The organism is Leptospira barantonii (genome assembly GCF_002811925.1).
In the GTDB taxonomy this organism is placed as follows: Bacteria; Spirochaetota; Leptospiria; order Leptospirales; family Leptospiraceae; genus Leptospira; species Leptospira barantonii.
Genome location: NZ_NPDS01000002.1, coordinates 16,251 through 40,745, shown reverse-complemented (window position 1 = coordinate 40,745; position 24,495 = coordinate 16,251). Strand labels below are relative to the sequence as shown.

Annotated in this window: 22 protein-coding genes and 1 riboswitch; of the genes, 7 read left to right on the top strand and 15 right to left on the bottom strand. The window is 44.0% G+C overall.

The window, feature by feature from the left end; genetic code table 11:
* Nucleotides 1-17: 17 nt before the first annotated feature.
* Nucleotides 18-199: riboswitch (cobalamin riboswitch) on the bottom strand.
* 32 nt (nucleotides 200-231) lie between these two features.
* Nucleotides 232-1,272, bottom strand: a complete 1,041-nt coding sequence (locus CH367_RS04875) for a CapA family protein (protein ID WP_100761397.1) — start codon at nucleotides 1,270-1,272, stop codon at nucleotides 232-234.
* Nucleotides 1,273-1,359: 87 nt separating this feature from the next.
* Here CH367_RS04875 and CH367_RS04870 point away from each other — a divergent pair, with 87 nt between their 5' ends.
* The 4 genes from CH367_RS04870 (at nucleotide 1,360) to CH367_RS04855 (ending at nucleotide 5,393) form a co-directional block, all read left to right on the top strand.
* On the top strand, nucleotides 1,360-2,223 hold the full coding sequence (locus CH367_RS04870; protein ID WP_100761396.1) for a class I SAM-dependent methyltransferase: 864 nt from the start codon (nucleotides 1,360-1,362) through the stop codon (nucleotides 2,221-2,223).
* Nucleotides 2,224-2,366: 143 nt separating this feature from the next.
* On the top strand, nucleotides 2,367-3,770 hold the full coding sequence (locus tag CH367_RS04865; protein WP_100761395.1) for a sensor histidine kinase: 1,404 nt from the start codon (nucleotides 2,367-2,369) through the stop codon (nucleotides 3,768-3,770).
* Nucleotides 3,763-4,212 carry a response regulator gene (locus CH367_RS04860; RefSeq protein WP_100761394.1) on the top strand — a complete coding sequence of 150 codons (450 nt, stop codon included), beginning with the start codon at nucleotides 3,763-3,765 and terminating at the stop codon, nucleotides 4,210-4,212. The genes CH367_RS04865 and CH367_RS04860 overlap by 8 nt, the downstream gene beginning before the upstream one ends.
* Nucleotides 4,209-5,393: a hybrid sensor histidine kinase/response regulator gene (locus CH367_RS04855; RefSeq protein WP_100761393.1), complete on the top strand. Its 1,185-nt coding sequence runs from the start codon at nucleotides 4,209-4,211 to the stop codon at nucleotides 5,391-5,393. The genes CH367_RS04860 and CH367_RS04855 overlap by 4 nt, the downstream gene beginning before the upstream one ends.
* 24 nt (nucleotides 5,394-5,417) lie before the next feature.
* On the opposite strand, the gene CH367_RS04850 is transcribed toward CH367_RS04855, so the two are convergent.
* The 10 genes from CH367_RS04850 to CH367_RS04805 form a co-directional block, all read right to left on the bottom strand.
* The gene (locus CH367_RS04850) at nucleotides 5,418-5,834 is read right to left on the bottom strand and encodes a GFA family protein (RefSeq protein ID WP_100761392.1); all 417 of its coding nucleotides are present in this window, start codon (nucleotides 5,832-5,834) and stop codon (nucleotides 5,418-5,420) included.
* Nucleotides 5,831-6,313, bottom strand: coding sequence for an SRPBCC family protein (locus CH367_RS04845; protein WP_100761391.1), 483 nt, complete (start codon nucleotides 6,311-6,313; stop codon nucleotides 5,831-5,833). Before CH367_RS04845 ends, CH367_RS04850 begins: the two co-directional genes overlap by 4 nt.
* 2 nt (nucleotides 6,314-6,315) lie before the next feature.
* Nucleotides 6,316-6,630, bottom strand: a complete 315-nt coding sequence (locus CH367_RS04840) for an ArsR/SmtB family transcription factor (protein WP_100761390.1) — start codon at nucleotides 6,628-6,630, stop codon at nucleotides 6,316-6,318.
* Between the two features lie 82 nt (nucleotides 6,631-6,712).
* On the bottom strand, nucleotides 6,713-7,471 hold the full coding sequence (locus tag CH367_RS04835; protein ID WP_100761389.1) for a response regulator: 759 nt from the start codon (nucleotides 7,469-7,471) through the stop codon (nucleotides 6,713-6,715).
* Nucleotides 7,472-7,477: 6 nt separating this feature from the next.
* A complete protein-coding gene (locus tag CH367_RS04830; protein ID WP_100761388.1) occupies nucleotides 7,478-8,797 on the bottom strand; it encodes a diguanylate cyclase domain-containing protein in 1,320 nt (439 codons plus the stop codon).
* Nucleotides 8,794-9,966, bottom strand: a complete 1,173-nt coding sequence (locus tag CH367_RS04825; protein ID WP_100761387.1) for a histidine kinase dimerization/phosphoacceptor domain -containing protein — start codon at nucleotides 9,964-9,966, stop codon at nucleotides 8,794-8,796. Before CH367_RS04825 ends, CH367_RS04830 begins: the two co-directional genes overlap by 4 nt.
* Before the next feature lie 5 nt (nucleotides 9,967-9,971).
* The gene (locus CH367_RS04820) at nucleotides 9,972-14,699 is read right to left on the bottom strand and encodes a HAMP domain-containing protein (protein ID WP_100761386.1); all 4,728 of its coding nucleotides are present in this window, start codon (nucleotides 14,697-14,699) and stop codon (nucleotides 9,972-9,974) included.
* 223 nt (nucleotides 14,700-14,922) lie between these two features.
* On the bottom strand, nucleotides 14,923-15,555 hold the full coding sequence (locus tag CH367_RS04815) for a response regulator (protein WP_100761385.1): 633 nt from the start codon (nucleotides 15,553-15,555) through the stop codon (nucleotides 14,923-14,925).
* A complete protein-coding gene (locus CH367_RS04810) occupies nucleotides 15,552-17,258 on the bottom strand; it encodes a GAF domain-containing sensor histidine kinase (RefSeq protein WP_244284483.1) in 1,707 nt (568 codons plus the stop codon). The genes CH367_RS04815 and CH367_RS04810 overlap by 4 nt, the downstream gene beginning before the upstream one ends.
* A gap of 218 nt (nucleotides 17,259-17,476) precedes the next feature.
* Nucleotides 17,477-17,797, bottom strand: coding sequence for a phasin-related domain-containing protein (locus tag CH367_RS04805; protein WP_125226093.1), 321 nt, complete (start codon nucleotides 17,795-17,797; stop codon nucleotides 17,477-17,479).
* Nucleotides 17,798-17,949: 152 nt separating this feature from the next.
* On the opposite strand from CH367_RS04805, the gene CH367_RS04800 reads away from it, so the two are divergent.
* Both CH367_RS04800 and CH367_RS04795 read left to right on the top strand, forming a co-directional pair.
* Entirely contained in the window at nucleotides 17,950-18,984 is a 1,035-nt protein-coding gene (locus CH367_RS04800) for a helix-turn-helix domain-containing protein (protein ID WP_100761383.1), read from the top strand.
* A gap of 112 nt (nucleotides 18,985-19,096) precedes the next feature.
* Nucleotides 19,097-19,939 (top strand): sterol desaturase family protein, encoded by an 843-nt coding sequence (locus tag CH367_RS04795; protein ID WP_100761382.1) that lies wholly within the window; start codon nucleotides 19,097-19,099, stop codon nucleotides 19,937-19,939.
* Between the two features lie 240 nt (nucleotides 19,940-20,179).
* Here the strand turns inward: CH367_RS04795 and CH367_RS04790 are convergent, their stop codons facing one another.
* Both CH367_RS04790 and CH367_RS04785 read right to left on the bottom strand, forming a co-directional pair.
* On the bottom strand, nucleotides 20,180-20,503 hold the full coding sequence (locus CH367_RS04790; protein ID WP_100761381.1) for a YnfA family protein: 324 nt from the start codon (nucleotides 20,501-20,503) through the stop codon (nucleotides 20,180-20,182).
* Between the two features lie 10 nt (nucleotides 20,504-20,513).
* Nucleotides 20,514-20,906 carry a MerR family transcriptional regulator gene (locus tag CH367_RS04785; protein WP_100762041.1) on the bottom strand — a complete coding sequence of 131 codons (393 nt, stop codon included), beginning with the start codon at nucleotides 20,904-20,906 and terminating at the stop codon, nucleotides 20,514-20,516.
* Nucleotides 20,907-21,457: 551 nt separating this feature from the next.
* On the opposite strand from CH367_RS04785, the gene CH367_RS04775 reads away from it, so the two are divergent.
* Nucleotides 21,458-22,492 (top strand): alcohol dehydrogenase catalytic domain-containing protein, encoded by a 1,035-nt coding sequence (locus CH367_RS04775; RefSeq protein ID WP_100761379.1) that lies wholly within the window; start codon nucleotides 21,458-21,460, stop codon nucleotides 22,490-22,492.
* 152 nt (nucleotides 22,493-22,644) lie between these two features.
* Here the strand turns inward: CH367_RS04775 and CH367_RS04770 are convergent, their stop codons facing one another.
* Together CH367_RS04770 and CH367_RS04765 are read right to left on the bottom strand one after the other, a co-directional pair.
* Complete coding sequence (locus tag CH367_RS04770; protein ID WP_100761378.1) at nucleotides 22,645-24,183, bottom strand: sodium:solute symporter family transporter; 1,539 nt, start codon at nucleotides 24,181-24,183, stop codon at nucleotides 22,645-22,647.
* Nucleotide 24,184: 1 nt separating this feature from the next.
* Nucleotides 24,185-24,487, bottom strand: a complete 303-nt coding sequence (locus CH367_RS04765; protein WP_100761377.1) for a DUF485 domain-containing protein — start codon at nucleotides 24,485-24,487, stop codon at nucleotides 24,185-24,187.
* Nucleotides 24,488-24,495 lie beyond the last annotated feature (8 nt).

Below are 24,495 nucleotides of genomic sequence, written 5' to 3'. Positions count from 1 at the left end.
AACTCCCGAAAGTCCCATCAGTTTGTATTAACTTGTCAGGTTTTCTGGCTTTCGCCGATTTCGCTCCCTTCCCGCGAAAAAACGCAGTGGGTTGATTGCGAAATCCTTTACGGCGATTACAGCTGCGGGTTCAGCTCCGGACTTAAACCGGATTCCCTTCCTCTCGAAAAAGAGGACGTACAAGTTTCCGTTCCAGGTTTTCCGAGAGGGATCAGGCGAGCAAGATCAATCTCAAGGAAGAATGGTTCCGTCTTCGGAAATTTTAGGGCCTTTGCCGGGGAAATCTTCCCGGGTCAGCTTCTTCATCAAGTCGATGGTTTTCTTTTCGGGATCGTATTCGGGGATCGAAGCCGAGTCGAGTTGCAAAGGAATGATTTTTCCTTTTACAAACTTGCCTTGCGAATCCACTTCCGTTTCGAGAACGAGGGAATAACCGACCATTCCTTTGGAAGATAACGCTCTATAACCCATAAAGTTTCCGAGCGAGTACGCGATCAATCTTCCCTTATACAATTCCATCGCGCGCACCAAATGAGGACCGTGACCGATCACAAGATCCGCCCCCGCGTCGATGAGAGAATGACTGAACTCGACAAGGTTGCCTCTGTATTCTCCGTAAAAACGTTCCATCTGATTTTTTACGTGAAGAGCGGGACCGCCTTCCGCTCCGCCGTGAAAGGAAATAAAAACGAGTTGGGCTTTTTTCTTCGCTTCCTTAACGAGCTCAACTCCCTCTTCGATTTCGTTCACGTTGTTATGCGACTTCAAATGGGAGAATCCGATCCACGCGATCGAAACGTTCTTCACGTTCATATACGTGATCATTCCCTTCTTACCCGTATAACGAATCCCCGCGTCGGAAAGATTTTTCTGAGTATCGTCGAAACCCTGCTGGTGAAAATCCAAGGAATGATTATTAGCAATGCTTAAAATATCGAAACCTACGTCCTTCAAAACCTTCGCATAAGAAGGAGGAGTTCTAAACGCGAAGATCATTCTTCTCGAAGTATCCTTGGAAGTGTTCGGATAATTGGTAAGAGTACTTTCAAAGTTTCCGAAAAGAATGTCAGCGCCTTTCAGATGATTCTCCACCTTACCGAACAAAAAGGATCTTGGATCCTGAATGTTCAAAGGTTCCGGAAAATTCGTTCCGGGCACCATGTCGCCCACGGACTTGATTTTAATCGTCGTATTCGCCTGAGAATCCGCGATAAGCGCGGATGAAAAAAGAAGAAAAGCGGATAGAATGGTAAGAATTACGTTTCGGTTCATGTCCTTTCATGAGTTTCAACGAGAAGATCCTCGTAAAGCAGAATTTCTATCAAAGGAATCGCGACCCCGCCCGATAAGAATCATAGAATGGAAAGAATCCCCTGCAACACCTGCGGTTCGTTCGAGTTCGAACCTCTTTTTTCCAAATCCAATCATAAGAACGAACTCTTTCATATCGTTCGATGCAAACGTTGTGCGCTCGTGCAAGTAAGTCCTCAGCCCTCTTCCGAAGAAGTGGCTTCTTATTATTCGGAAGAATATTTTTTAAAACGAAGCGACCGGGGTTACGATAACTATTTTTCGGACGGAATCAGAAACGAAATCTCCAGAGTGTTCGGACTCAACTTAAAGGATTTGGATTTCAACGTTTGGGAAGAATCCTTGTCCTCCGAAAAACGATGTCTCGACGTGGGTTGTGCGGCCGGTTATTTCGTGGATTATATGCAACGCAGAGGTTGGGATTCGTACGGAATGGACATCGCGGAAGCGCCCGTGAAGTTCGCGAAGGAAAAACTGAATCTCAAAGTGGAACAACTGGATTTTCTCGAATGGAAACCGAAACGGGAAGAGAAGTTCGATCTGATCACCCTCTGGGCTTCCATAGAACATCTTCATAAACCCAAAGAAACATTAGAAAAGATTTATACACATCTGAAACCCGGAGGAAGAATCATTCTTTCGACCTGCCGCTGGGGAATTTTAGCAAAATTGCAAGGACCGTCCTGGAGATATCTGAACGTTCCCGAACATTTATACTACTATTCCTTATCGGGAATCGTAAAACTCTGCGCGTCTCTCGGACTCAAAAAGAAAAAACACATCACATACGGAAGCGGACTTACCGCAAAAAAGAACGCCTCCGCGCTTTACAGAACTCTAAAATACGTAGCGGACCCCGCGGTCAAACTTTTGGACCAAGGCGATATGATGGCCCTTTCCTTCGAAAAATAAAAAAACACGCAGGACTTCCCTTCCGCTTTGAAATAAATTCTTGCCCGATTTGGAAAAAATGGAATATAATTGCCACGTTTCCGAGCGGGAATCCTAAGATTTTCTTGCTATTTTTAAGTTTATAAACGATAAACGTTATCTCGATTTTTGAGGTTGTTTTGAAAAGTGCGATTGAAAAGAACATCGTCTTCGGACTGAGCGTTATTGTCGCTTTAAACGCGATTATCGCGGGAGCCTCGTTTTACGGACTCCGACAATCTGCGGAACTGAAAGAATGGGAAACTCATACCCAGGAAGTTGTCATCAGCCTCGAAGAAACCTTATCCGCGTTCAGCGAAATGCATTCCATCATCCGGGGTTATATCCTTTTTACGGATCCTTATTTTCTAAAGAATTTTTACGAAACAAAAAACGAAATCTACGAACGGCTGAACAAAGTCGACAACCTGACCAAGGACAACGCGGAACAACAGCAAAAGATCAGCACAGTTCGTCCTTTGATCGACGAAAAGATTCTTTATCTGGAAAACCAAGTCGTAAAAAGACAAAGAACCTCGATTCAAAGTTATGTGATGCCCTTTCGTTCTCCTCAGGGAATTCCTCTCACCGAAAAAATAAAAACCATACTGAGAGATATGAAAAAAGAAGAAGCCGCGCTTCTTTCGATCCGCAAAAAAAAATCGGAACAGAATCTGACGATCGCGACCGCGTTCGTTTTTTCCGGAATCGTTTTGAATCTTTCGTTTATCATTCTTCAGAACTGGCTTATCTACAGAGAAAGCAAACGTAGAAGAGCGGCTGAAGACGCCGTGGAAGAATCGAACAAAAATCTAAAAACCCATTCCGAACAACTGGAAAGATCGAATAAGGATCTTGAAGCGTTTTCGTATTCCGTTTCGCACGACCTTCGCGCGCCGATCCGAGGTATATCAGGATTTTCTAAAATTCTAATGGAGGATCACGGAAACGATCTCGGAGAGGAAGGAAGAAGAATTCTCAACATAGTCATTCAGAATTCGGAAAACATGGGCCAACTCATAGACGACCTTCTCGAATATTCCCGTTTGGGAAGAAGGGAAATCGCGTTCTCAGTCGTGAATATGAAGTCCATGGCCGAAAAAATTCTCGAAGAAGTTACGAACTATTATCCGGAGTCGAAGATGGAAACGATCGTGGGTGATCTTCCGCACACGAAGGCCGATTCCGGTCTTCTCAAACAACTTCTATTCAATCTCGTTTCGAACGCGTTTAAATATTCCAATAAAAAAGATTCCCCGAAGGTAGAGATCGGTTCGTATCAAAACGACGGAGAAACCGTATTCTTCGTAAAGGACAACGGAGCCGGTTTCGATATGAAATACCAACACAAACTTTTCAACATCTTTCAAAGATTGCATCACGCCGATCAATTCGAAGGAACCGGAGTCGGCCTTGCGATCGTAAAAAGAGTCATTGAAAAACACGATGGTAGAGTTTGGGGAGAAGGTAAACCGAACGAGGGCGCTTGTTTTTATTTTACTCTGGGAGTTCACGAGAATCATGGATAAATTTGAAGACAATCTGATTTCGATCCTTTACGCGGAGGACAATCCTCAGGATTCGGAACTCACACTACGAAGTCTTAAAAAACACAACCTCAGCAATCAGGTCAAACTCGTTCGAGACGGAGAAGAAGCATTAGAATATCTTTATGCAACCGGACGTTATGCGGATCGGGACCCTTCTCACGTTCCTTCTCTGATTCTTTTGGATCTAAAGATGCCGAAGGTCGACGGGATCGAAGTCCTTCGAAAAGTAAGAAGCGAAGAAAGAACGAAGATGCTCCCCGTGGTCATTCTCACCTCCTCCGCCGAGGAAAAAGACATAGTGGAGAGTTACAGACTGGGAGTGAACAGCTATGTGGTCAAACCTCTCGAGTTCGGAAAGTTCAGCGACGTTGCGAGCGAAATCGGATTTTATTGGATTCTAATGAACAAAAGCATACTATGATTCAGAGAAAAGTTTACATCATCTGTATTGAGGACAACCCGAACGATTTGGGTCTGATGATCCGTCAAATCAGTGCGAGCGGTTTGGACTTTTCGTATAAACAAATTCAAACCAAAGAAGAATTGGTCCAGGAATTCAAAACAAGCGAGCCAGATATCATCCTTTCCGATTTTTCACTTCCTTCCTTCGACGGAATGGAAGCGCTTCACCTCGCGCAAAAATATCATCCGAAGGTTCCGTTTCTTTTTGTTTCGGGTTGGCTCGGAGAAGAAGCGGCCATTGAAGCTCTCAAACAAGGCGCCACCGATTATATTTCCAAAAATAAAATCACCAAGTTGATGTTCTCCGTGGACAGAGCCTTGAAGGAATACGACGAACGAAACCTTCTCGAAGAAGCGGAACGCGAAAACGAAGCTCTGAAATCCCAATTGCTCCAAGCGCAAAAACTCGAAGCCATCAGTCTTCTTGCCACGGGTGTGGCCCATGAAATCAATAACCCGCTTACGATCATGATCAACTTTGCGCAGTTGATTCTCGCACAAAGTAAAGACGACTCCATTCTCAAATACGCGAGCAACATTTTGGACGAAGGGGAAAGAATCGGCAAAATTACGAAGGATCTTTTAAAACTCTCAAGACACGAGAAGCTTGTTTTGTCCCTCGTCAACTTCGGCGAGATCATTCAAAAAACGGTTTCTCTCTGTGAACAACTCTTCAAGAAGGATTTGATTCAAATCGAATCGGATATGCCCGATTCTCTTCCCGCAATCCGATGTGTTCCTCAACAGATTCAACAAGTCGTTTTAAATCTTTTGAACAACGCAAGAGACGCACTCAATCAAAAATATCCCAAGTTCGATTCGAACAAGATCATTCAACTTTCGGCAAAACAATTCGACAAGGAAGGAAGGATCTGGATTCAGATGATCGTCGAGGACCGAGGAATCGGAATTCCTCCCGAAGAGGCTAAAAAGATTTTCAGCCCGTTTTTTACCACGAAGAAGGTGGAAAAAGGAACGGGACTCGGCCTTTCCGTCAGCACCGGAATCATCAAAGATCACGGCGGAGAATTATATTACGAAAGTAAAGAAAACGAATATACTCGTTTCTTTATAGACCTTCCGGTCAATCCGGAAAACAAAAAAGAATCGGACGCTTCGATCGAAAAGAATTTCGCCTGAACGAAGCGACCTACCCGACCGCTTCTATCCCGTTGGCATTTTTTCGAAGGCTTGCAAGGAAGGATCGATGGAATCCCATGCTAATCCGCGAACTTTATAAGTGAGCGCATGGGGAGAAAAAAGATTCGGGTCGTCCAAGCTAGTCGCGTGAATCGCAATCAAATCGGGCATCGCTACAAAACGAAGATAAACGGGCGTCCCGCAGACGGGACAAAAGGAATGAATCTTCACGTTGCCGCTATCGCCTTTGACTTCCCAATGAGTCGCCTCGCCGGTGATCGACATCTCGTCCTTCGAAGGAAAGGTCAGATAAGAACCGTGTCCGGTGCCGCTTCGTAACTGACAATCACGGCACTGACAATGATTCTGAAAAATAGGAGCGTGTTTGGTCGTATAACGGATGGCACCGCACGCACATCCGCCCGTATAAATTTTGCTCATGAACGATTCCCGTTGGAAGCCAACTTCGGTTTAGCAAAAACGTCGATCCCCTCGCCCGTTTCGAGCAAGGACTTCAAACTGGAAAGAACGATCGGCCATCCCTGTTGAATTCCCTTTGCCATTCCGCTTCCCGCTTCGAGTTCGTCGTGGGTTACGGTTAACTTTACCATTTCCTCATATACGTCTATGTCGAATATAACACGGCTATAACTTTCGGGATCGGATGCTTGTGAAGGACTTGCCCATGTGATTACCAAACGTGAAGGTGGAATGACTTCCACCACCTTTCCTACGATCTGAACCGTACGTTCCGCGTTGTCTTTCACGTGCTCCCAATGCGATCCCGGTTTCCAATCGGAGACATTCTCATGACCCCAATAACGTCGTGCGATCTCCGGTTTCATGATTGCTTCGAACACCTTTTCCGGCGTCGAACGAATGTAGGTCACATAAACGAAACTCGTCTTTTCTTTACTCATGGTTACTCTCCTTCAAGCTCTTTCTTCAGGTCGTGTAGCAGGCTGAGTCGTTGTTGTTCGAATTTCCGTACCCATCGCTCATAGACCTCGTGCAACGGAACCGGGTTGATAAAATGCAATTTTTCCCGTCCGCGCCAAACCGTACTCACAAGATTGGCCGCCTCGAGAATCCCGAGATGCTGTGTAGTCGATTGCCTCGCCATGTCCAAGTGCTCGCAGAGTTGATTCAACGTTTGCCCGTTCTTCTCATAAAGTAGATCGAGCAATTTTCTGCGCGTCGGGTCTCCCAGTGCCTTGAAAACATTGTCAGCGTCCATCCGTTACGTTCGTGATTTTGATTATGCAGGTATTTACCTGCATGTCAAGTGAAATACTAGAAAATATGGGATTTAAACCCGGTCACTCTGCCTTTTTGCGAATGATTAAAACCTTACCGATCGCCTCGCTTTCGTTGCCGAGAATGGCCCTGTTTACGATCTCCACGCTCGTTCGTTCCCCATTCTTCGATAACAAAAATCCTTCGGTGGGAATCACATAGGAGTCGGGGGCAAAATTACTAGTTTCGATGTTGCCCAATTTTATAACGGGAGCTAAATTAAGAATCTCTTGTATAGATCGTCCAAGCGCTTCCTCTTCCTTCCAACCGGTAAGCGTTAATGCGACGGTGTTCATAAAGTAAACGGTTTCGGTGTTGTCGATCGCGATGATTCCCTCTCCGATATTCTTGAGAGTGGAACGAACCAATCTTTCTTTTTTTTGAATTTCTTTATCGGAATCGTTTTTGTAAAGAATCAGCTCGATTGCGATCTGCAGTTCTCGAGTTTGAAACGGCTTTAGAATAAACCCGCTCGGATTTGTTTCTTTCGCTTCTTTCATCGTATCTACGTCCGAAGAAGCGGTCAGATAGACGACGGGAACATCTAAGAATTCTTGTATCTTCTTTACGGTTTCGATTCCGTTTAAATTCCCTTTAGAAAGAATGATATCCATCAAGATCAGATCCGGCTGAAAAGTTCTGGCTTGTTCAATCGCATCGTCTCCCGTAACGGAAACGAGAAGATTCTCATAGCCCATTTTCAAAAGACGACGTTTTATATCTTGTGCGACAAGAGTTTCATCCTCTACGATGAGTATCTTTGACGATTCCTTGGAAACCATTCGAATTCACACGACTTTAACTTCGCTTTCCGACGAATAGAAAGCGTACGTATTCTTTCCCTTTAATTTTGATCGATACATTGCGGAATCCGCAAAACGAATCAGTTGATCGATGTCCATACTGTCTTTCGGATAAACCGAAATTCCGATGCTCAAACTCAGCAAAATCGTAAAGTCTTCGATCGAAAAAGGTTTTTTGAGAGAAGAGAATATTTTTCGAACCACCTTCTCCGCATCGGACGTATTTGCGAGGTCGTTCAGGATGATTACGAACTCGTCTCCGGAAAGCCGAACGATGATGTCGTCTTCCCGAACGATCGCCTTCATACGATCGGAAAATTCCCGAAGAAGTTTATCTCCGGTCGAGTGTCCCATCGTATCGTTTACTTTTTTAAAATCGTCTATGTCTATAAACAAAAAGGACATCGTGTATTCTTTTCGTTTCGGTCTCTCGATTTCTATGTTTCTTTTAAAACGTTCGAAAAGTAGAGTACGATTCGGCAATCCAGTGAGCGGATCGTGATAGGCAAGATATCGAACGCATTCTTCGGTAACCTTTCTTTCGGTGACGTCCCTAAAAACGAGAACCGCGCCTAACGTAACTCCGTCTTCCATATGAATGAGCGAAGCGGTACATTCGATAGGTCTATCCTTTCCGAATCGATCGACCAAACGGATATCGCTTACAAAAAGAATCTGTTCCTTCGTTTCTAAAATATGAGAAATCGGATCCGACATCTCGTCCTGTTCCGAATAAGAAACGATTTTGACGATCTCTTGAATCTTTCTTCCGCCGACTTCGGCAATGGTCCATCCCGTAAATCCTTCCGATATACGATTCATAAACGTAATGTTTCCGGTTGCGTCGGTCGCGATCACCGCGTCTCCGATACTTTCCAGTGTAGTCAATAAGAGCTGTTGATTTTCTTTTAACTTTCTCTCCATCGTATGTTTGTTCAAAGCGATTTCGACTGCGATCTGAAGTTCAAGAGTTCTCACCGGTTTGAGTATATACCCGTACGGTTCCGTTTGTTTTGTACGAATCAGAGTTTGATCGTCCGCATACGCGGTTATATAAACGACCGGAACGTCCATCGTTTGCCGAAGTTCCGTCGCAACTTCGACGCCGTCTATCTTTCCCCTTGTCAGCATAATATCCATCAGGACTATATCCGGTTTTAATACGGACGCCGACTGCAACGCCTCGGCTCCGTTTTTTGCGATCGCCGGAAACGGATATCCCATCTTGACCAACCGGTCCCGAATGTCTTTTGCAACGATGTTCTCATCCTCTACGATTAGGATCTTTGCGGTATATTGATTCATTTTCTTACCCTGTTCGAATCCATAGCCATCAGTTTAAATTTTGTTCCTTCGCTTTTCTCCAAAGTCAACGTAGCTCCGATTTGTTCGGAAAGAATATTCACTAATTGTAATCCTAGCGAATCGGTCCGACTAAAATCGATATCCTCGGGGAATCCGACTCCGTCGTCCCCCACCGTCAGAACAAAACCCTCCTCTAAATTACGAATGGATATGTATATAGTGCCTTTCTCTCTTCCTTTGAACCCGTATTTTAAGGAATTCGTAACCAGCTCCGTAACGATCAGGCCGCAGTGGATCGCCGAATCGAGCGTGAGAAAAATCGGATCGGCTTCTATTTCGAAGTCGATCTCGGAATTGACCCTATATGTACGGAGAAGATTGGTCGTAAGATTATATAAGTATTCTTTAAAGTCCATCTGAGCGAGATCTTTGTTCTGATAGAGAAGCTCGTGAATCAGAGCGATGGATTTGATTCTGGATTGGGCGTCTTCGAACAATTCGAAAGATCTGGAGTCGGTGATATAATTGGATTGAAGATTGAGAATGCTCGAAACAATCTGAAGATTATTCTTAACTCTATGATGAATTTCACGGAGTAAAACCTCTTTTTCGCGCAAAGAATTTTTCAAAGCGTCTTCTGCTCGTTCTCGATCCGAAATTTCGTTGACCAAGTTTTGATTTACCTTCTTCAACTCTGCGGTTCTTTCCTGAACGCGTTGTTCCAGCTTGTCATGACTTTCCCGCAACAATTCGTCTTGAAGCAGTAGAGTCTGATTCTTTTTATGAAGATCCACAAAAACGGAAGCCTTGGATTGTAGGATTTCGGGAGCGATCGGCTTAATCAAAAAATCCACCGCTCCTAATGAATATCCTTTGAACATCCAAGACTCGTTGTTTCCATAAGCGGTCAGGAAGATGATCGGAATCTGCGCGCACTTTTCTCTTTGGCGAATCAGAGAAGCGACTTCGAATCCGTCCATACCCGGCATTCTTACATCCATAAAAATTAAAGCGAAGTCGTCCGGTTCCAACAAAGCCTTTAAGGCCTCGTCGCCGGAACGAGCTTTGATAAGATTCAATTCTGGACTGACTAAAATTTTCTCAAGAACCCAAAGGTTGTCCGGATTGTCATCCACGATCAAAACGTTCACTTTTACGTGTAAAGACATAGACGTTACCTGCACAACCAAACATGAAGAAGAGAAAGCAATTGATCCACATCCACCGGTTTGGTGATGTAATCGGTCGCTCCGGCTTCGATACATTTTTCCCTGTCCCCTTTCATCGCCTTGGCAGTAACCGCGACGATCGGAAGTGAAACGAACTTACTCATAGATCGAATGGCCCTTGTCGCTTCATACCCGTCCATATCCGGCATCATCACATCCATGATGACGATTTCTATATCGGGTGTATCCTGAAGAATTCGAATCCCTTCGCTTGCGTTCTCCGCAAAGGCGACTTTCATCTTTTGTCTTTCGAGAACGCTCGTAAGAGCGAAGATATTTCGAACGTCGTCGTCCACGATCAACACTTTATGACCTTTTAACATAGGATCGTTGTGTGAAGAATCCAGAATCATCTTTCTCTGAGAAGTGGATATATTCTCCTGCGATCTATGAAGAAACACCGCGGTCTCTTCGACGAGCGAGGATATCGTTTCCACTTCTTTGATCGTATTCGTATCTTTGAGAGTTTGTATCTGAGCCAAATCGTTCTGACTCAAAGGGCCGTCCGAATAAATCACGATCGGAAGATGATCCATTCCGATTCGGTTGACCTCTTCGATCAGATCGAAAAATTTTCCCTCTTCAAATTCGGAGGAAACGATCAAACAATCCACAAGATCTTTTTGCAGAACATCGATCGTATCCTTCGAAGAGAACGAGGTCTTTATCTTGATATCGGAATTTTCTATCGACTCTACCAACTTATCCGCTTCGTCCTTGCTATCGATAGCGATCAACAAAAGTTTCGGTTTTCTTTCTATAAACTTCCGCATCTTATCGATGGCGCGTAACAGCGATTCTTCGTTGATCGGTTTTGTAATTTGTCCGAGAGCGCCCATCCTCAAACTTCTTCTCCACTGAGTATCTTCGGAGACGATCAAAATCGGAACATGCCGAAACTTAGGATCCCTTTTCAACCAGTTGAGAATAAACCATCCGTTCATATCGCTTAGATTAAAATCGAGAACGATCGCATGAACCGGATAAGCCTGCAGAAGAGAAAGACCCGTTTTTCCATCCAACGCCACGAGCGCTTTGAATCCGTTCTTTCTTACCAATTGTAAAAGCTGTCTCGCTAACGTTTCGTCCGCTTCTATGATGAGTAAAACTTCGCCCGAAAGTTCGGAACGATCGTCGTCGATCATCTTAAAAAAAGAACGATTGATTTCTCGAAACGGAACTTCTTTGAAGATATGCGGAATGTAACTTCCACCTCGACCGTCCAACACCGGAGGTTGAACCCACTTGGAATCTTCTTTGAGATTTTCCTCCATAAGAGATTCTTCCGTAGGTACGTATTCGGAGGGAAGATAAAGGGAGAATGTACTACCCGCTCCTGGTTCGCTTTCCAGTCGAAGTTCGCCGCCAAGCAGTCGAGTGATTTCTTTACTGATGGAAAGACCCAAACCGGTTCCTCCGTATTTTCTACTCGTACTTCCGTCCGCCTGACGAAACGCTTCGAAGATCAGATTTTGTTTTTCGGGAGGAATTCCGATTCCGGTATCGATCACCGAAAACTCGATGACCGATCCAGCGTGATTTAGAATTTTATGTTCCTCGCTCCAACCTATGTTTACGGGTTTGATGCGCAAGAGAACGCTTCCCTTTTCGGTGAACTTAAACGCGTTTGAAAGAAGGTTCCTAAGAATTTGTTGTAATCTTTGTAGATCCGTAGTCATTCGAACCGGAAGTTCGGAATTCAAGTCCACTTGAAACTTGAGTTCCTTATTTCTTGCGGTTTCCCGAAAGGATCTTTCGAGATATTCCGCAAGTTCCCTAAAGGAAACCGAGTCGAGATCCACCGTCATTTTTCCGGATTCTATTTTAGATAAATCTAATATATCATTGATCAACTGAAGCAAATCGTTCCCGGAGCTATGGATCGTTCGCGCGTATTCGATTTGTTTCCCGGAAAGATTCTCGCTTTCGCTGTCGAACAACAAACGCGATAGAATCAACATGTTGTTCAGAGGGGTCCGTAATTCGTGCGACATGTTCGCCAAGAATTCGGATTTGTATCTCGAAGTAAGAGCAAGTTGTCTGGCCTTCTCCTCTAAGGAATGCCGGGCCTGTTCCACCTCCATATTTTTGCGTTCGACTTCGTTGTTATTCTTCGCGAGCAATCTCGCTTTTTCCTCAAGCTCGTCGTTTTTTTCCTGCAATTCTTCCCTTTGATCTTTGAGAAGATCTTCGGAAGCCTGTAAGGACTTCGCTTGGTCTTCGAGTCGTTCGTTCGTTTTGGTCAATTCTTCCTGACGACCTTGTAATTCTTCGGTAAGAGTTTGGGATTGAGTTAAAAGTTCCTCCGTTCTCATACTCGCCGCGATCGTATTCAAAACGATCCCGATACTTTCAGTTAACTGATCCAAAAAGTTCAAATGGATCGGAGTGAAATTGGAAAAGGAAGCCAGTTCTATGATCGCCTTGACCTCACCTTCGAATAACACGGGTAATACGACGATATTCAAGGGAGCGGCTTCGCCCAATGCGGAACTGATTTTGATATAATCTGAGGGAACGTGTGTGAGAAGAATTCTTTCTTTTTCCAGAAAACATTGGCCGACCAATCCCTCGCCGGGTCTGAATCGATTGGAAACGTATTTTCGTTCCTGATACGCGTAACTTACGAGTAATTTGAGGGAAGGTTCGTTTTCGATCATCTCCGTGATAAAAAAGGCTCCGTGTTGCGCGGACACAAGCGGAGCCAATTCGGAAAGAATGAGCTTACTTACGTTTACTAAGTTTCTTTGACCTTGTAACAAACGAGTGAACTTAGCGAGGTTCGTTTTCAACCAGTCCTGTTCGGTATTGATTCTGGTTGTTTCACGCAGATTTCGAATCATCTCGTTGATGTTATCCGAAAGTGCGGCCACCTCACCGGCGGCCTTAACCATTACCGTTCTCGACAAATCTCCTTTTGTCACACCGGTTGCAACTTCCGCGATCGCGCGCACTTGAGTCGTTAAGTTACTCGCGAGCTGGTTTACGTTGTCCGTTAAGTCTCTCCACAAACCGGCCGCACCCGGCACGCTTGCTTGACCGCCTAACTTACCTTCGATTCCCACCTCGCGGGCCACAGTCGTAACCTGATCCCCGAACAGACCGAGAGTATCGATCATATCGTTGATCGTATCGGAGAGTTCCGCGATTTCTCCTTTCGCTTCCAAGTAGAGTTTCTTTTTTAAATCCCCGTTCGCTACAGAAGTTACGACCTTTGCGATCCCACGAACCTGAGTGGTAAGGTTGTTCGCCATAAAGTTCACGGAATCCGTTAAGTCTTTCCAAGTTCCAGCAACACCACGAACGTCCGCTTGTCCACCGAGGATTCCTTCCGTTCCCACTTCCTTTGCGACCCGCGTTACTTCCGATGCGAAAGAATTCAACTGATCCACCATCGTGTTGATCGTGTTCTTGAGCTCTAAGATCTCTCCCTTAACATCCACGGTGATCTTCTTAGATAAGTCACCGCGTGCTACCGCAGTCGTTACGTCCGCGATGTTACGAACCTGTCCCGTCAGGTTCGATGCCATCGAATTCACGGAATCAGTTAAGTCTTTCCAAGTTCCGGCAACACCACGAACGTCCGCTTGTCCACCCAGCTTACCTTCCGTTCCCACTTCCTTTGCAACCCGCGTTACTTCCGATGCGAAAGAATTCAATTGATCCACCATCGTGTTGATCGTATCTTTCAGCTCGAGAATTTCTCCCTTAACATCCACGGTGATCTTTTTGGACAAGTCACCCGTTGCAACTGCCTTGGTCACTTCCGCAATGTCCCGGACCTGTCCCGTCAGGTTCGATGCCATCGAATTCACGGAATCAGTTAAGTCTTTCCAAGTTCCAGCAACACCACGAACGTCGGCTTGACCACCCAGCTTACCTTCCGTTCCCACTTCCTTTGCAACCCGTGTTACTTCCGATGCGAAAGAATTCAACTGATCCACCATCGTGTTGATTGTGTTCTTGAGTTCTAAGATCTCTCCTTTAACGTCCACGGTGATCTTCTTAGATAAGTCGCCGCGTGCTACCGCGGTCGTTACGTCCGCGATGTTACGAACCTGTCCCGTCAGGTTCGATGCCATCGAGTTCACGGAGTCCGTTAAGTCTTTCCAAGTTCCCGCAACCCCACGAACATCCGCTTGTCCACCCAGCTTACCTTCCGTTCCTACTTCTCGCGCTACCCGCGTTACTTCCGATGCGAAAGAATTCAACTGGTCCACCATCGTGTTTACGATTTTAGAGGTGCGAAGAAATTCTCCCTTCAACGGACGACCTTCGATCTCCAAGGACATGTTCTGAGAAAGGTCTCCGCCGGCGACCGCTCCGATCACTCTCATGACTTCCGTATTCGGTTGTACTAAATTCCCGATTAATGAGTTTACCGAATCCATACAAGCCGCCCAAGAACCGGTTGCGGCAACGGCATTGATCCTCTGTGAAATTTTACCTTCTTGTCCGACCTCGTTGCTGATCCGTTCGAATTCTTTTACCATTCGATCGTTTTGATCCACGATATCGTTGATTACGTCCGCGATCTTACCCGAGATCCCGACACGATCCAAAGGCATTCTCTGTGAAAGATCGCCTCTCTTAAAAGCGGACAAGACTTCCAAGATCTTCTTTAAATCCAGGGAATCCTTTTCGTTTAGTTCTGCCGTTGCTGAGTCTGCCATATTCGCTCCTCGCTAGGTAACACTAAGTATCCCTTAAATAATGGATCACAAGTTAGGAATTCGCAACAAAAAATGAACTGAAAAGGTTCACCTTGTAATTGTTAAATGAACGAAACGATTGTCATCGAAAATGCGACAGGAAACTCGCGGAAAAAAGCCGCGTCTGTCAATAAATCAAAGGTATTAATGCGAAATAAATTAAAAGGATTAGAATAAGTTAAAGTTATTCCAGAAGTCTTTGGTCGTAAGCGTAACGAATCAGTTCTTGAATCGTTTTCACCTTCATCTTAGTCAACACTCGGGCGCGATACGTGTTGATCGTATTCAAACTCAAAACCAAATCCTGTGAAATTTCTTTCACACTTTTTCCTTGAACCAAAAAAAGCATCACTTGAAATTCCCTTTCGGAAAGAGTTTCGTGTAAAAGTTTATCCGTTGAACCGGAAATTTCCCTCAATAGGATTTCGGTAGCTTCGGAACTGAGATAACGATTTCCGGAAACGATCTTATGAATGGCGGTTACCAATTCTTCCGCGGCGCTACTCTTCGTCAAATATCCCGCGGCTCCGGACTTCAAAGCCCTCACGGCAAAACGATCCTCGGGATACATGCTCAACATCAACACCCTCAAATCGGGCGATAGTTTTTGAATGTATTTCAACGCGTCCAAACCGCTCATGCCGGGAAGGTTGATATCAAGAATTAGAAGATTAGCGTTCTTTTTTATAAGAAAATCCAAAACTTGTTGAGCATTCTCGGCTTCAAAAATCACTTCTATATCGTTTTCTTTGGAGAGAACTTTTTTCAAACCCTCTCGAATCAAAGCGTGATCGTCCGCGAGTATGATGGAAATCATATTTCGGAACCCGAAGATGAAGACGAATGAGCGGCACGGATCGGAATCCGAACGATTACTTTTGTTCCATTCTCGCGAGAACCTAAAATTTCCACCTTACCTCCCAGAACGATCGCACGTTCGCGCATCCCGATGATACCCAAGGACTTCGAATCGGAAATCTCGTTCCCTTGAATCCCGATTCCGTTGTCGCTCATGATCAATATGATATTGGAATCCTTTTCTTCCAAAATCACATCCACGGAAGTCGCTTTCGAATGACGAGCGACGTTCGTAAGCGTTTCTTGAAAAATACGAAACAAGGCAATCGCAATCTCGTTGTTCAAAAAGGACTTCAACGATGTCTTCGTAACCCTACAAAGGATTCCGGTTCGTTTTTGAAATTCTTCGCCATACCATTCGATTCCTTCCAACAATCCCAATTCTTCCAAAAGCAAAGGACGCAATTCGGTTGCGATCCTTTGTGTGGATTCGATCGCCGAATCGACCAGCTGAATCATCGAATCCAGATCTTTTATAATTTTATGATCCGAAGAATCGGAAGGCAATACATTCTGTTTACATAATGTGATTTCTATTTTGAGAACGGTGAGAATTTGTCCCAATTCGTCGTGAATCTCTCGCGCGATCAACACGCGTTCTTCTTCCCTTACTTCCTGAAGACGAGCCGACAAAGCCCGCAGTTGTTCCTGAGATTTTCGAAGATACGTCTCCGCATTCTTTCTTTCGAATGCTCTTCCGATTTGGGAAGCGACATGAGAAAGCGCTTCGATCCAAGAAGGATCCGAATGTTCCGAATCCAAGAAGAATTCCATCACTCCGACGATAATTTCTCCGTTCCAAATCGGTACTGCGATCGCGGTGTTGATACCCGCTTTAATCGCGATTTGTCTCGAATTGAAATCGAAGTTTTCCAAAAAATCTTCGAACCAGATCGTTCTTTTTTGATTCAATACTCGGTGGGAGAGTTTCAATTTCAAGGACTCGACCAAGGATCTAAATTCTTTGACGGATGATTCTTCCCCGGAGTACCAAATCGGATGAAGTAAGAAAACGGATTCGGCCTCGTCCAACAATTCGATATGACCGAGTTTCCATCCTGCAACGACGCAGATCCGATCCACTGCGAACTGCAATAATGCTTCTATATCCTTTGTTTCGTTCGCGGCGGTGGCGATCTGTTGCATCAAATCCAACAGAGAAATTTTTTTCAGCAATTCGACTCGAAACGTATCGGAATTTTCCAGTCCTTCCGTTCTTCGTTTATCAATTTTAGAATCTTGAATATTCAAAAAATGATGAATCTGTTCTTTGATCCTTCGAAACTCACGGGAATATTCGGAGCTATCTTGGGAATGAGAGGAAGTTTTATCTTGTATGAATATACAATAATGATCTTGAAACCGCAGTTTCCCGATGAATACACAAACGTCGGTTTCTTCGGAGTAATTTTCAAAAGTGGGAATTTTCGTTTCAAACGTAAACTCGATCAAATCTCCGACGAAGTCCCTTATTTTAGGAAGAATTCCGTTTTGAAACTCGGAAATCAGAGAAACGTATTTCGAATCCCCGTCTTCACTGGAATGGACGATTCCCCAGTCCTTATCCAAAATAAAGAACGGAAACGGAATGTGAACGGATTCTTTTGATAATTGTTCCCAAATCCTTTGTCCAATCACCTGGCTGTTTGAGTTCTCATTCACACAGTGATTCTGCTCCAAAAATTTTATCTTTCAATTCGTTTTTAAACGAATCTTCGGTTTCATAAAGATTATAAATAATGAAATTAGGAAATGGAAAGAACAGAATGTCCTAAAGTATTGATTTGATTTCGCCAGTGGTAAAGGAATAAGATCCCCTTTTCATCACTCAGAGCGCGTTAAAACCTTAGGACTTTAAATTATACGAAAGTCGATTTTTATTAAGCGGCCACCTTCTTACGAGAGATAGGCATTTCTTCCTTTTTGTTCGAAGTCATTAGGTGTTCCGCAGTTTCGGAAAATTTTCCGCGAATCTCTTTGTATCCTTTTTCAACTTGGTTTGAAACGCTTGAATATTCGCTTAACAATCTGTCTACGAAGTCTCTCAACCGAATCGCGAATTCCGAATTATCGCTCGCGCCTTTCGAGCTCAATTCCTTAAAAATCGAATCGGTATTCGTTTTCACCTTCGTTATGTTCTCGCGTACAATCCTTAGGATTCCAAAACAAGCATTCAAACCGTCTTTTATTTGCTGGTCCATCCCGTTCTCCTTTGGAAATTACCAAAGGAATTTATAACAAAATAATCCGCGTCCGTCCAGAAAATATATTTTAAAACGAAGAATTTATCGCGTTCGATCTTTACATTGTCAATCTGTCACCCAGAGAATAATCGAGGCGGACCTTACTAACGATGAATCTGATTCACATCCTAAAAGCGATCACGATCGCTCAACTTTGTTTTTTGATTTTCAACTTTTTGTTTCGAGTTCGATTCTCCGCAAGAAATCTTTTGGGAAGCCTCTTCTGTGTCTCTCTCATTTTCTATTTTATCTGTCCGATGTTCGCCAGAAATCACGCGGAGTTTCATCCGATCCTAATTATCGTCGTTCACATGGGTTGTTATTCCGTTTCGATTTTTTTCTATCTGTTCGTAAGAAGTCTTTTCGAAGACGAATTCCGTCTGAGAATATGGCACGGACTTTTATTCGTATTCATCAACTGTTATAGTTTTACGATATTCTTCCTTTCTAACCTGCGGAATGAAACCGACGCGTTCTCTCGAATTCTCTTCAGCACTCCGCAACTTTTGTATTTAACCCTGATTCTTTTAACGTTAGGCAAAATCCTAAAAGACAGAAACATAGATCTGATGGAATCAAGAAGAGAATTCAGAACCTTATTCGCATGGGTTACCGGATTGTATGCGATCTGCGTCGTTCTCGTGGAAGCGATCGTCAAAAACTCGGGAGATTCGAGTCAGTTGGATCTTCTAAATTCGATATCGATTTTACTTCTTGTATATTTCTTTTCTTTCAAGTTGTTCGAGTTTAGGGGCAATGTATTTCCGACGCCGGAAACGAAAACGGAAGAAGAACCGGTAGACGAAGAACTTCTTAAAAAATTAAACCGACTTCTCGAAACAGAAAAAATATTCCTTAGGGAGAATCTTACGATTCTCGCGCTTGCGAAAGAATTGAACGTTCCCGAAAAGAAAATCCGTAAACTGATCAATCAGGGACTCGGATACAGAAACTTTAACGAATTCTTAAATCATTTTAGAATCCGAGAAGCCAAAACGATCCTTGCCGATCCCACAAAATACGAGACCCCTGTATTACGAATCGCAATGGATCTGGGTTACGGATCGCTCGCTCCGTTCAATCGTGCGTTCAAAGAGATTGCCGGAAATACGCCCACCGAGTTTAGAAAGCAGAACATTCGATAAAACCTGATCGATTCCGGGATCGATTGACATTCGGCCGGATTCGATCGGAATCCAAAAACGATTTGTGTTCTAATAAGCGCATCAACCCCGATTCGGGGAGAAAGGATCGAATATGTGCGCTCAACAACAACTCTTCCAATACGTTTCGGATTTGGCTCCGATGACTCCGATCATTTTTTCAATCGACTTTCTGCGATACCTTCTATTTGCAAGCGTCGCGTTCCTGTTCTTTTACGTTTGGAAACATCCGTTTCAATCGAGAAAAATCCAAAAACGAACCGTTTCCAATTCTCAGTATAAAAGAGAATTCTTATATTCCGTTTCCTCCGTTCTCGTTTATACGGGAGTCACGTTGATCGTATTCTTACTGAGAAAATACGGGTATTTTAAATTTTACGATCGAATCGAGGAATACGGTTGGACTTATTTGATTTCGAGTACGATCGCAATCTTAGTGATCCAAGACTTTTACTTTTACTGGACGCATAGACTCATGCACACGCGTCTTTTTTTCAAAGCGGTTCACAAGGTTCATCACGAATCAATCACACCTTCTCCTTGGGCCGCGTATTCTTTCAGTCCTTGGGAAGCACTGATTCACGCGATGATCATGCCGATCGTTGCGTTTTTGTTTCCGATTCATCCTCTGGCTTTGATGATCTTTATGACCTTTCAGATCGTTCGAAACGTTTTGGGTCACAGCGGTTACGAAATTTTTCCAAGTTGGATGATCTCGAATCGAATTCTAAAATTCATCAACACGAATACGAATCACGATATGCATCACCAAACCTTTCGTCACAACTACGGACTTTATACCACGATCTGGGATTCACTTTTTGGAACCGTTCATCCCGATTACGAAAAAACGTTTCTACAATTGACAACGAAGAAGGAGGAAGAAACCGAAACCGATTTCCCACAAAACGAATCGAAAATTAGTATGAATCGTTAATTCAAGTCGGCTCGGTCTTTTTATTGAGATTTACAAAAACAAAACGAATCAATCTAAATAATGATTTCAAAGAATCCGTTTCCGTCTTAATTTCATGGAAACGGAATTCGATTTTGAATCGAGATCCAACAAGGTGGTAATTTTTGAAACGTCTATTTTCATTCCGACTCGTCTGGATATTTGTTTTACCGATCGTAGGCGGTTGCAGTAAAATTTCGCATGTCCGGATTCGGATCGCTTCTAACGAGGCGCGTAATAGATAATGCCAACTCCAATCAAAGCAACACCGGCGCCCAAAAGATCGAATTTATCCGGAATATACCCATCCAATTTCCAAGACCAAAGTAAAGACATGGCAATGAATACTCCGCCGTAAGTCGCATACGTTCTCGCAAAATTAGCGGGTTGAAGAGTCGCTACGATCCCGTAAAGGCCCAAGATTAAAAATCCCGTGAATCCGAACCAAAATGATTTCCCTTCCTTCAACCAGAGCCACACGAGATATCCGCCACCGATCTCACAAAGACCTGCTAAAACGAAGATGAAAATAGTTTTTAGAATCACCCTTGACTCCTTAACAAGTTAGACAAGACGGTACTTTTTTATCAAAGGTACAATCGTCATTGCAATCATTTTTAACGGAATTTAATTTCGTTTTGATTTTCTTGAGACGTTCCATCTCCGTCTCGATGACGTTCAATTTCTGCTTCACCGAGCGAACTAAAGAATTACATTCAAGCCGATTATCGATTTTATTTACGGATAACGTTTTGATTTCCTCAAGAGTAAACGAAAGTTTACGAAGAAGTTTTATTAAAAGCAACTGCTCAAGAACATCTTCCGAATATTCTTTATAATTATTATCTCTGCGCGTAATGATATTTCCCGTTATAAGTCCCTTTTTCTCGTAAAATCGAATCGTATCTCTGGAAACCCCGGACTGTTCCGATAAAACTCCGATTAACATTTTTTCTCCTTTTTTCATCGCCCCTATTGACAATGGAGTATAGTCAACGGTTTAGACTGAGATCAAATTTTAGAAAAAGGAAAATTTAGATCGAATGGAATCAAATAACAAACTTTTCAACTGGGGGAAAAAACTGGGATTCATAGGAATCGGATTGTGCGGTTTGTGTTGCCTATCCCCTCTTATCTTTGCCTTTTTAGGAATTTCAATTGTTTCATGGATACTTTCCATTGCGGAATCCATTGGAATTGTTAGCCTCCTGATAGCAATCGGCCTCTTCGCAATTTGGATGGTGAAACGGAAATCGCATTCGACATGTTCAATTGACTGTAACTGCAAATCAAAGTAAGAGAACCGATTTCAAAGAAAGAATGTCAGAAAAAATTTTTAAGAATGGAACTCGGTCCTCCAATGAATCTACTCGATTAAAATTTTTTCGCGTCATACCGGAACCGTTCAAGCCAAGAAGAAAGGATCCATGTTAATCTTTGTATAGATTCGATTCCTTTCGTTTTATGAGAATCGGATCGAATCGTTCCCTTGGATAAAACATGAAATACATTCTTCCCCAAAAAATGAAAGCGATCCGGCAACTCGGACCTTTGTCCGAAAACTCGATTTCCGATCCGAAGGAAATTTCAAAAATCTTAGAATTGAAAGAACTCGATCTTCCCAAACCGCAACCGGGACAGGTTCTGATCAAAGTCAATCGCGGTTCTATGAATCCGAACGATCTATATCACATCAAAGGAGTGTATAGCTCCACCTTAAATTATCCGTATCCGAGAGGAGTCGGATTTGAAGGAGCCGGTACGGTCGTTGCAAACGGAGGTGGAATCGTCGGCAGGATGAGAATGGGCAAAAGAGTCGCATTCTATACAAAGAACGGACTTTTCGCCGAATACGTGTTAGCCGATTCCTTAAAGCTGATCGTACTTCCGAAAGATGTCGAATTTCAAGAAGCCGCGTCTTCGGTCGCAAATCCGATCACGGGCATGGGAATGGCAAAATGGGCCGAGGCTTCCGGTTCCAAATATTTTTTTATCACAGCCGCCGCCGGGGCCGTTGCAAGAATGACCATCCGAGCCTCTCAAAGATACGGACTAAAGAGCATCGCGATCATACGAAGAGAAGAACAAAGAAAAATCTGCGAGGAAGAAGGCGCCTCTCACGTATTGAACCAATCCGATCCCGATTTCGAAAAACAACTTACGGCCCTTTGTAAAGAAGTCAACTGCACATACGGTTTCGATTGTATCGGAGGAGATATGCCCTTGACCCTGATCCGTTCCATGCCTCAAGGTTCCACATTATGTATGTACGGTTATTTCAATACCGGACCGATGTTGTTTCAGCCTCAAAAATTATTCAACGGCTGGAAGATTCAGTTTTTTGAAACGGAGTATTACGTGAATTCTCTTTCGCTTTTTTCCAGATTCAGATTGTCCAGAGAAGTGATTCAAAACGTAAACGGAATCTTTAAACCTAAGATTCAACGTCAATTTCCTTTGGATCAAATCCAAGACGCGTATACATATTACAGTCAAAACATGACAGACGGCAAAATCCAAATCTTATGCGAATAATCCCGCGCCAGGGATAGAAGTGGAATCCTGCGATGCACCGCTCGTGGTGCGTCGCAGATGAAGCGGATAGCCCGGTCCGAGCGAAGCGAGGAGGCGCCCCAATACATTAAGAAACTATAAATTTTGTTTTCGGAATATTCTCAAAATAAAATTCATTCCGCGCCCACGCCTAGATAGGTCCTTATTTTTTCCTTTTCATACAACTCTTGCGCGCGCGTTTCCGGAAATAGTTTTGAAAAAATATACGCGACCGCAAAAGAAAGAGTCATGGAAACAACGGCCGGGTTCTTCAAAGGAAAAATCGCTTTTTCAAAACCGAACAAGTCGACCCAAATCGTAGGACTGAGAACGATCAAAAGAATCGCAGAGATCGAACCGGTAAGAATCGATACGACCCCGCCGATGGTGCTGAAGTTTTTCCAAACGATGGATAAGAACAATGCGGGAAAATTACCGCTCGCGGCCACCGCAAAAGCGAGTCCGACTAAAAAGGCGACGTTCTGATCCTTGAATAAAATTCCGAAAAGAATACTGAACACACCGAACGCGATCGTTGCCCTTCTTGCCACTTTTACTTGTTCCTCTTCGGTCGCTTCTCCTCTTTTGACGACGCTCACGTAAATATCGTGAGAGATCGTGGAAGCGGCGGCTAACGTCAAACCGGCTACGACCGCAAGAATGGTGGCGAACGCAACCGCGGCGATAAAACCCATAAGCAAGGTTCCGCCTAAGAGCTCCGCGAGAAGAGCGGCCGCCATGTTACCGCCTTTGTCGATGCTTGCGATCGGTTCTCTTCCGATCAAAACGGCCGCGGCAAAACCGACGATGGGAATGATCAGATAAAAATATCCGATGAAGGAAGTCGCATAAGCGACCGACTTGCGGGCTTCTTTTGCGTCGGGAACGGTATAAAAACGCATTAGAATATGAGGAAGTCCTAATAAACCGAGCATCAACGCAAGACCGAGGGAAACCGCGTCCAACGGATTCGCGACCAAACCTCCCGGCTCCAAAGATGTCTTACCGAATTTTTGTTCCACCGCACCGTATAAATTCTCAAGACTGAAACCGAATTTAGAAAGAGCCAATACGGTAAGCAGAGTCACTCCGAACAAAAGAAGACAGGCCTTGATGATCTGAACCCAAGTGGTCGCGATCATACCTCCGAACAAAACGTAAAGAAGCATAACGATTCCCACCAAAACCACGGCTCCCTCGTAAGGAAGACCGAACATCAGATTGATGAGTTTTCCGGAACCGACGATTTGTGCGATCGAGTATGTGAGAGTGACTAAAATTCCTCCCACCGCCGCGGCGATTCGGATCGGTCCTTGTTTGAGTCGAAACGCGACCACGTCCGCAAACGTGAACTTTCCCAAGTTACGAAGAGGTTCCGCGATCAAAAACATAAGCGCGGGCCAACCCACGAGCCATCCAACCGCGTATAACATTCCGTCATAACCTTTCAAAGCGACCATTCCCGAAATTCCGAGAAAGGAAGCCGCGGACATAAAATCCCCCGAAAGAGCGAGGCCGTTTTGAAAACCGGTGATACTTCTTCCCGCGGCATAGAACTCGCTGGATGTTTTCGTTTTGCGCGCGGCCCAATAAGTGATCGCGAGCGTCAATGCGACAAAGATAAAAAAGAACGATATGGATAAAAGATTCGGTTGTCCTAAATGAGTTTCCATCTTAATCCTCCAACCTTTTCTTTAAGGAGTTTACGTTTTTATCATACGATCGATTGGCCCAAATTACGTAGATCAAGGTTAAGAACCACGAGAACAAGATGACTAACGCGCTCGCTAAAATTCCCACGTTGGAAAAACTACCGACTTTTCGAATCAACAGCTCCGGATAGAATGCAACCGTGAGAATGTATCCGTAATACGATAAAAACAAAAGTGCGAGAAGCGTAAAACTTACGATCCATCTTGTGGAAACGAGTTTTTTAAATTCGGGTTCTTCGACTAACTTGTGTGCGGGCGTTTTCATTTTCTTTT

Bases quoted from the DNA above. Each gene is read 5' to 3' on its own strand.
- CH367_RS04770 (WP_100761378.1), bottom strand. From the start codon at position 24,183: ATGGAAACTCATTTAGGACAACCGAATCTTTTATCCATATCGTTCTTT.
- CH367_RS04800 (WP_100761383.1), top strand. From the start codon at position 17,950: ATGAATCTGATTCACATCCTAAAAGCGATCACGATCGCTCAACTTTGT.
- CH367_RS04785 (WP_100762041.1), bottom strand. From the start codon at position 20,906: ATGTTAATCGGAGTTTTATCGGAACAGTCCGGGGTTTCCAGAGATACG.
- CH367_RS04805 (WP_125226093.1), bottom strand. From the start codon at position 17,797: ATGGACCAGCAAATAAAAGACGGTTTGAATGCTTGTTTTGGAATCCTA.
- CH367_RS04820 (WP_100761386.1), bottom strand. From the start codon at position 14,699: ATGGCAGACTCAGCAACGGCAGAACTAAACGAAAAGGATTCCCTGGAT.
- CH367_RS04860 (WP_100761394.1), top strand. From the start codon at position 3,763: ATGGATAAATTTGAAGACAATCTGATTTCGATCCTTTACGCGGAGGAC.
- CH367_RS04765 (WP_100761377.1), bottom strand. From the start codon at position 24,487: ATGAAAACGCCCGCACACAAGTTAGTCGAAGAACCCGAATTTAAAAAA.
- CH367_RS04815 (WP_100761385.1), bottom strand. From the start codon at position 15,555: ATGATTTCCATCATACTCGCGGACGATCACGCTTTGATTCGAGAGGGT.
- CH367_RS04850 (WP_100761392.1), bottom strand. From the start codon at position 5,834: ATGAGCAAAATTTATACGGGCGGATGTGCGTGCGGTGCCATCCGTTAT.
- CH367_RS04870 (WP_100761396.1), top strand. From the start codon at position 1,360: ATGGAAAGAATCCCCTGCAACACCTGCGGTTCGTTCGAGTTCGAACCT.
- CH367_RS04825 (WP_100761387.1), bottom strand. From the start codon at position 9,966: ATGTCTTTACACGTAAAAGTGAACGTTTTGATCGTGGATGACAATCCG.
- CH367_RS04830 (WP_100761388.1), bottom strand. From the start codon at position 8,797: ATGAATCAATATACCGCAAAGATCCTAATCGTAGAGGATGAGAACATC.
- CH367_RS04875 (WP_100761397.1), bottom strand. From the start codon at position 1,272: ATGAACCGAAACGTAATTCTTACCATTCTATCCGCTTTTCTTCTTTTT.
- CH367_RS04840 (WP_100761390.1), bottom strand. From the start codon at position 6,630: ATGGACGCTGACAATGTTTTCAAGGCACTGGGAGACCCGACGCGCAGA.
- CH367_RS04845 (WP_100761391.1), bottom strand. From the start codon at position 6,313: ATGAGTAAAGAAAAGACGAGTTTCGTTTATGTGACCTACATTCGTTCG.
- CH367_RS04775 (WP_100761379.1), top strand. From the start codon at position 21,458: ATGAAATACATTCTTCCCCAAAAAATGAAAGCGATCCGGCAACTCGGA.
- CH367_RS04835 (WP_100761389.1), bottom strand. From the start codon at position 7,471: ATGGTTTCCAAGGAATCGTCAAAGATACTCATCGTAGAGGATGAAACT.
- CH367_RS04795 (WP_100761382.1), top strand. From the start codon at position 19,097: ATGTGCGCTCAACAACAACTCTTCCAATACGTTTCGGATTTGGCTCCG.
- CH367_RS04855 (WP_100761393.1), top strand. From the start codon at position 4,209: ATGATTCAGAGAAAAGTTTACATCATCTGTATTGAGGACAACCCGAAC.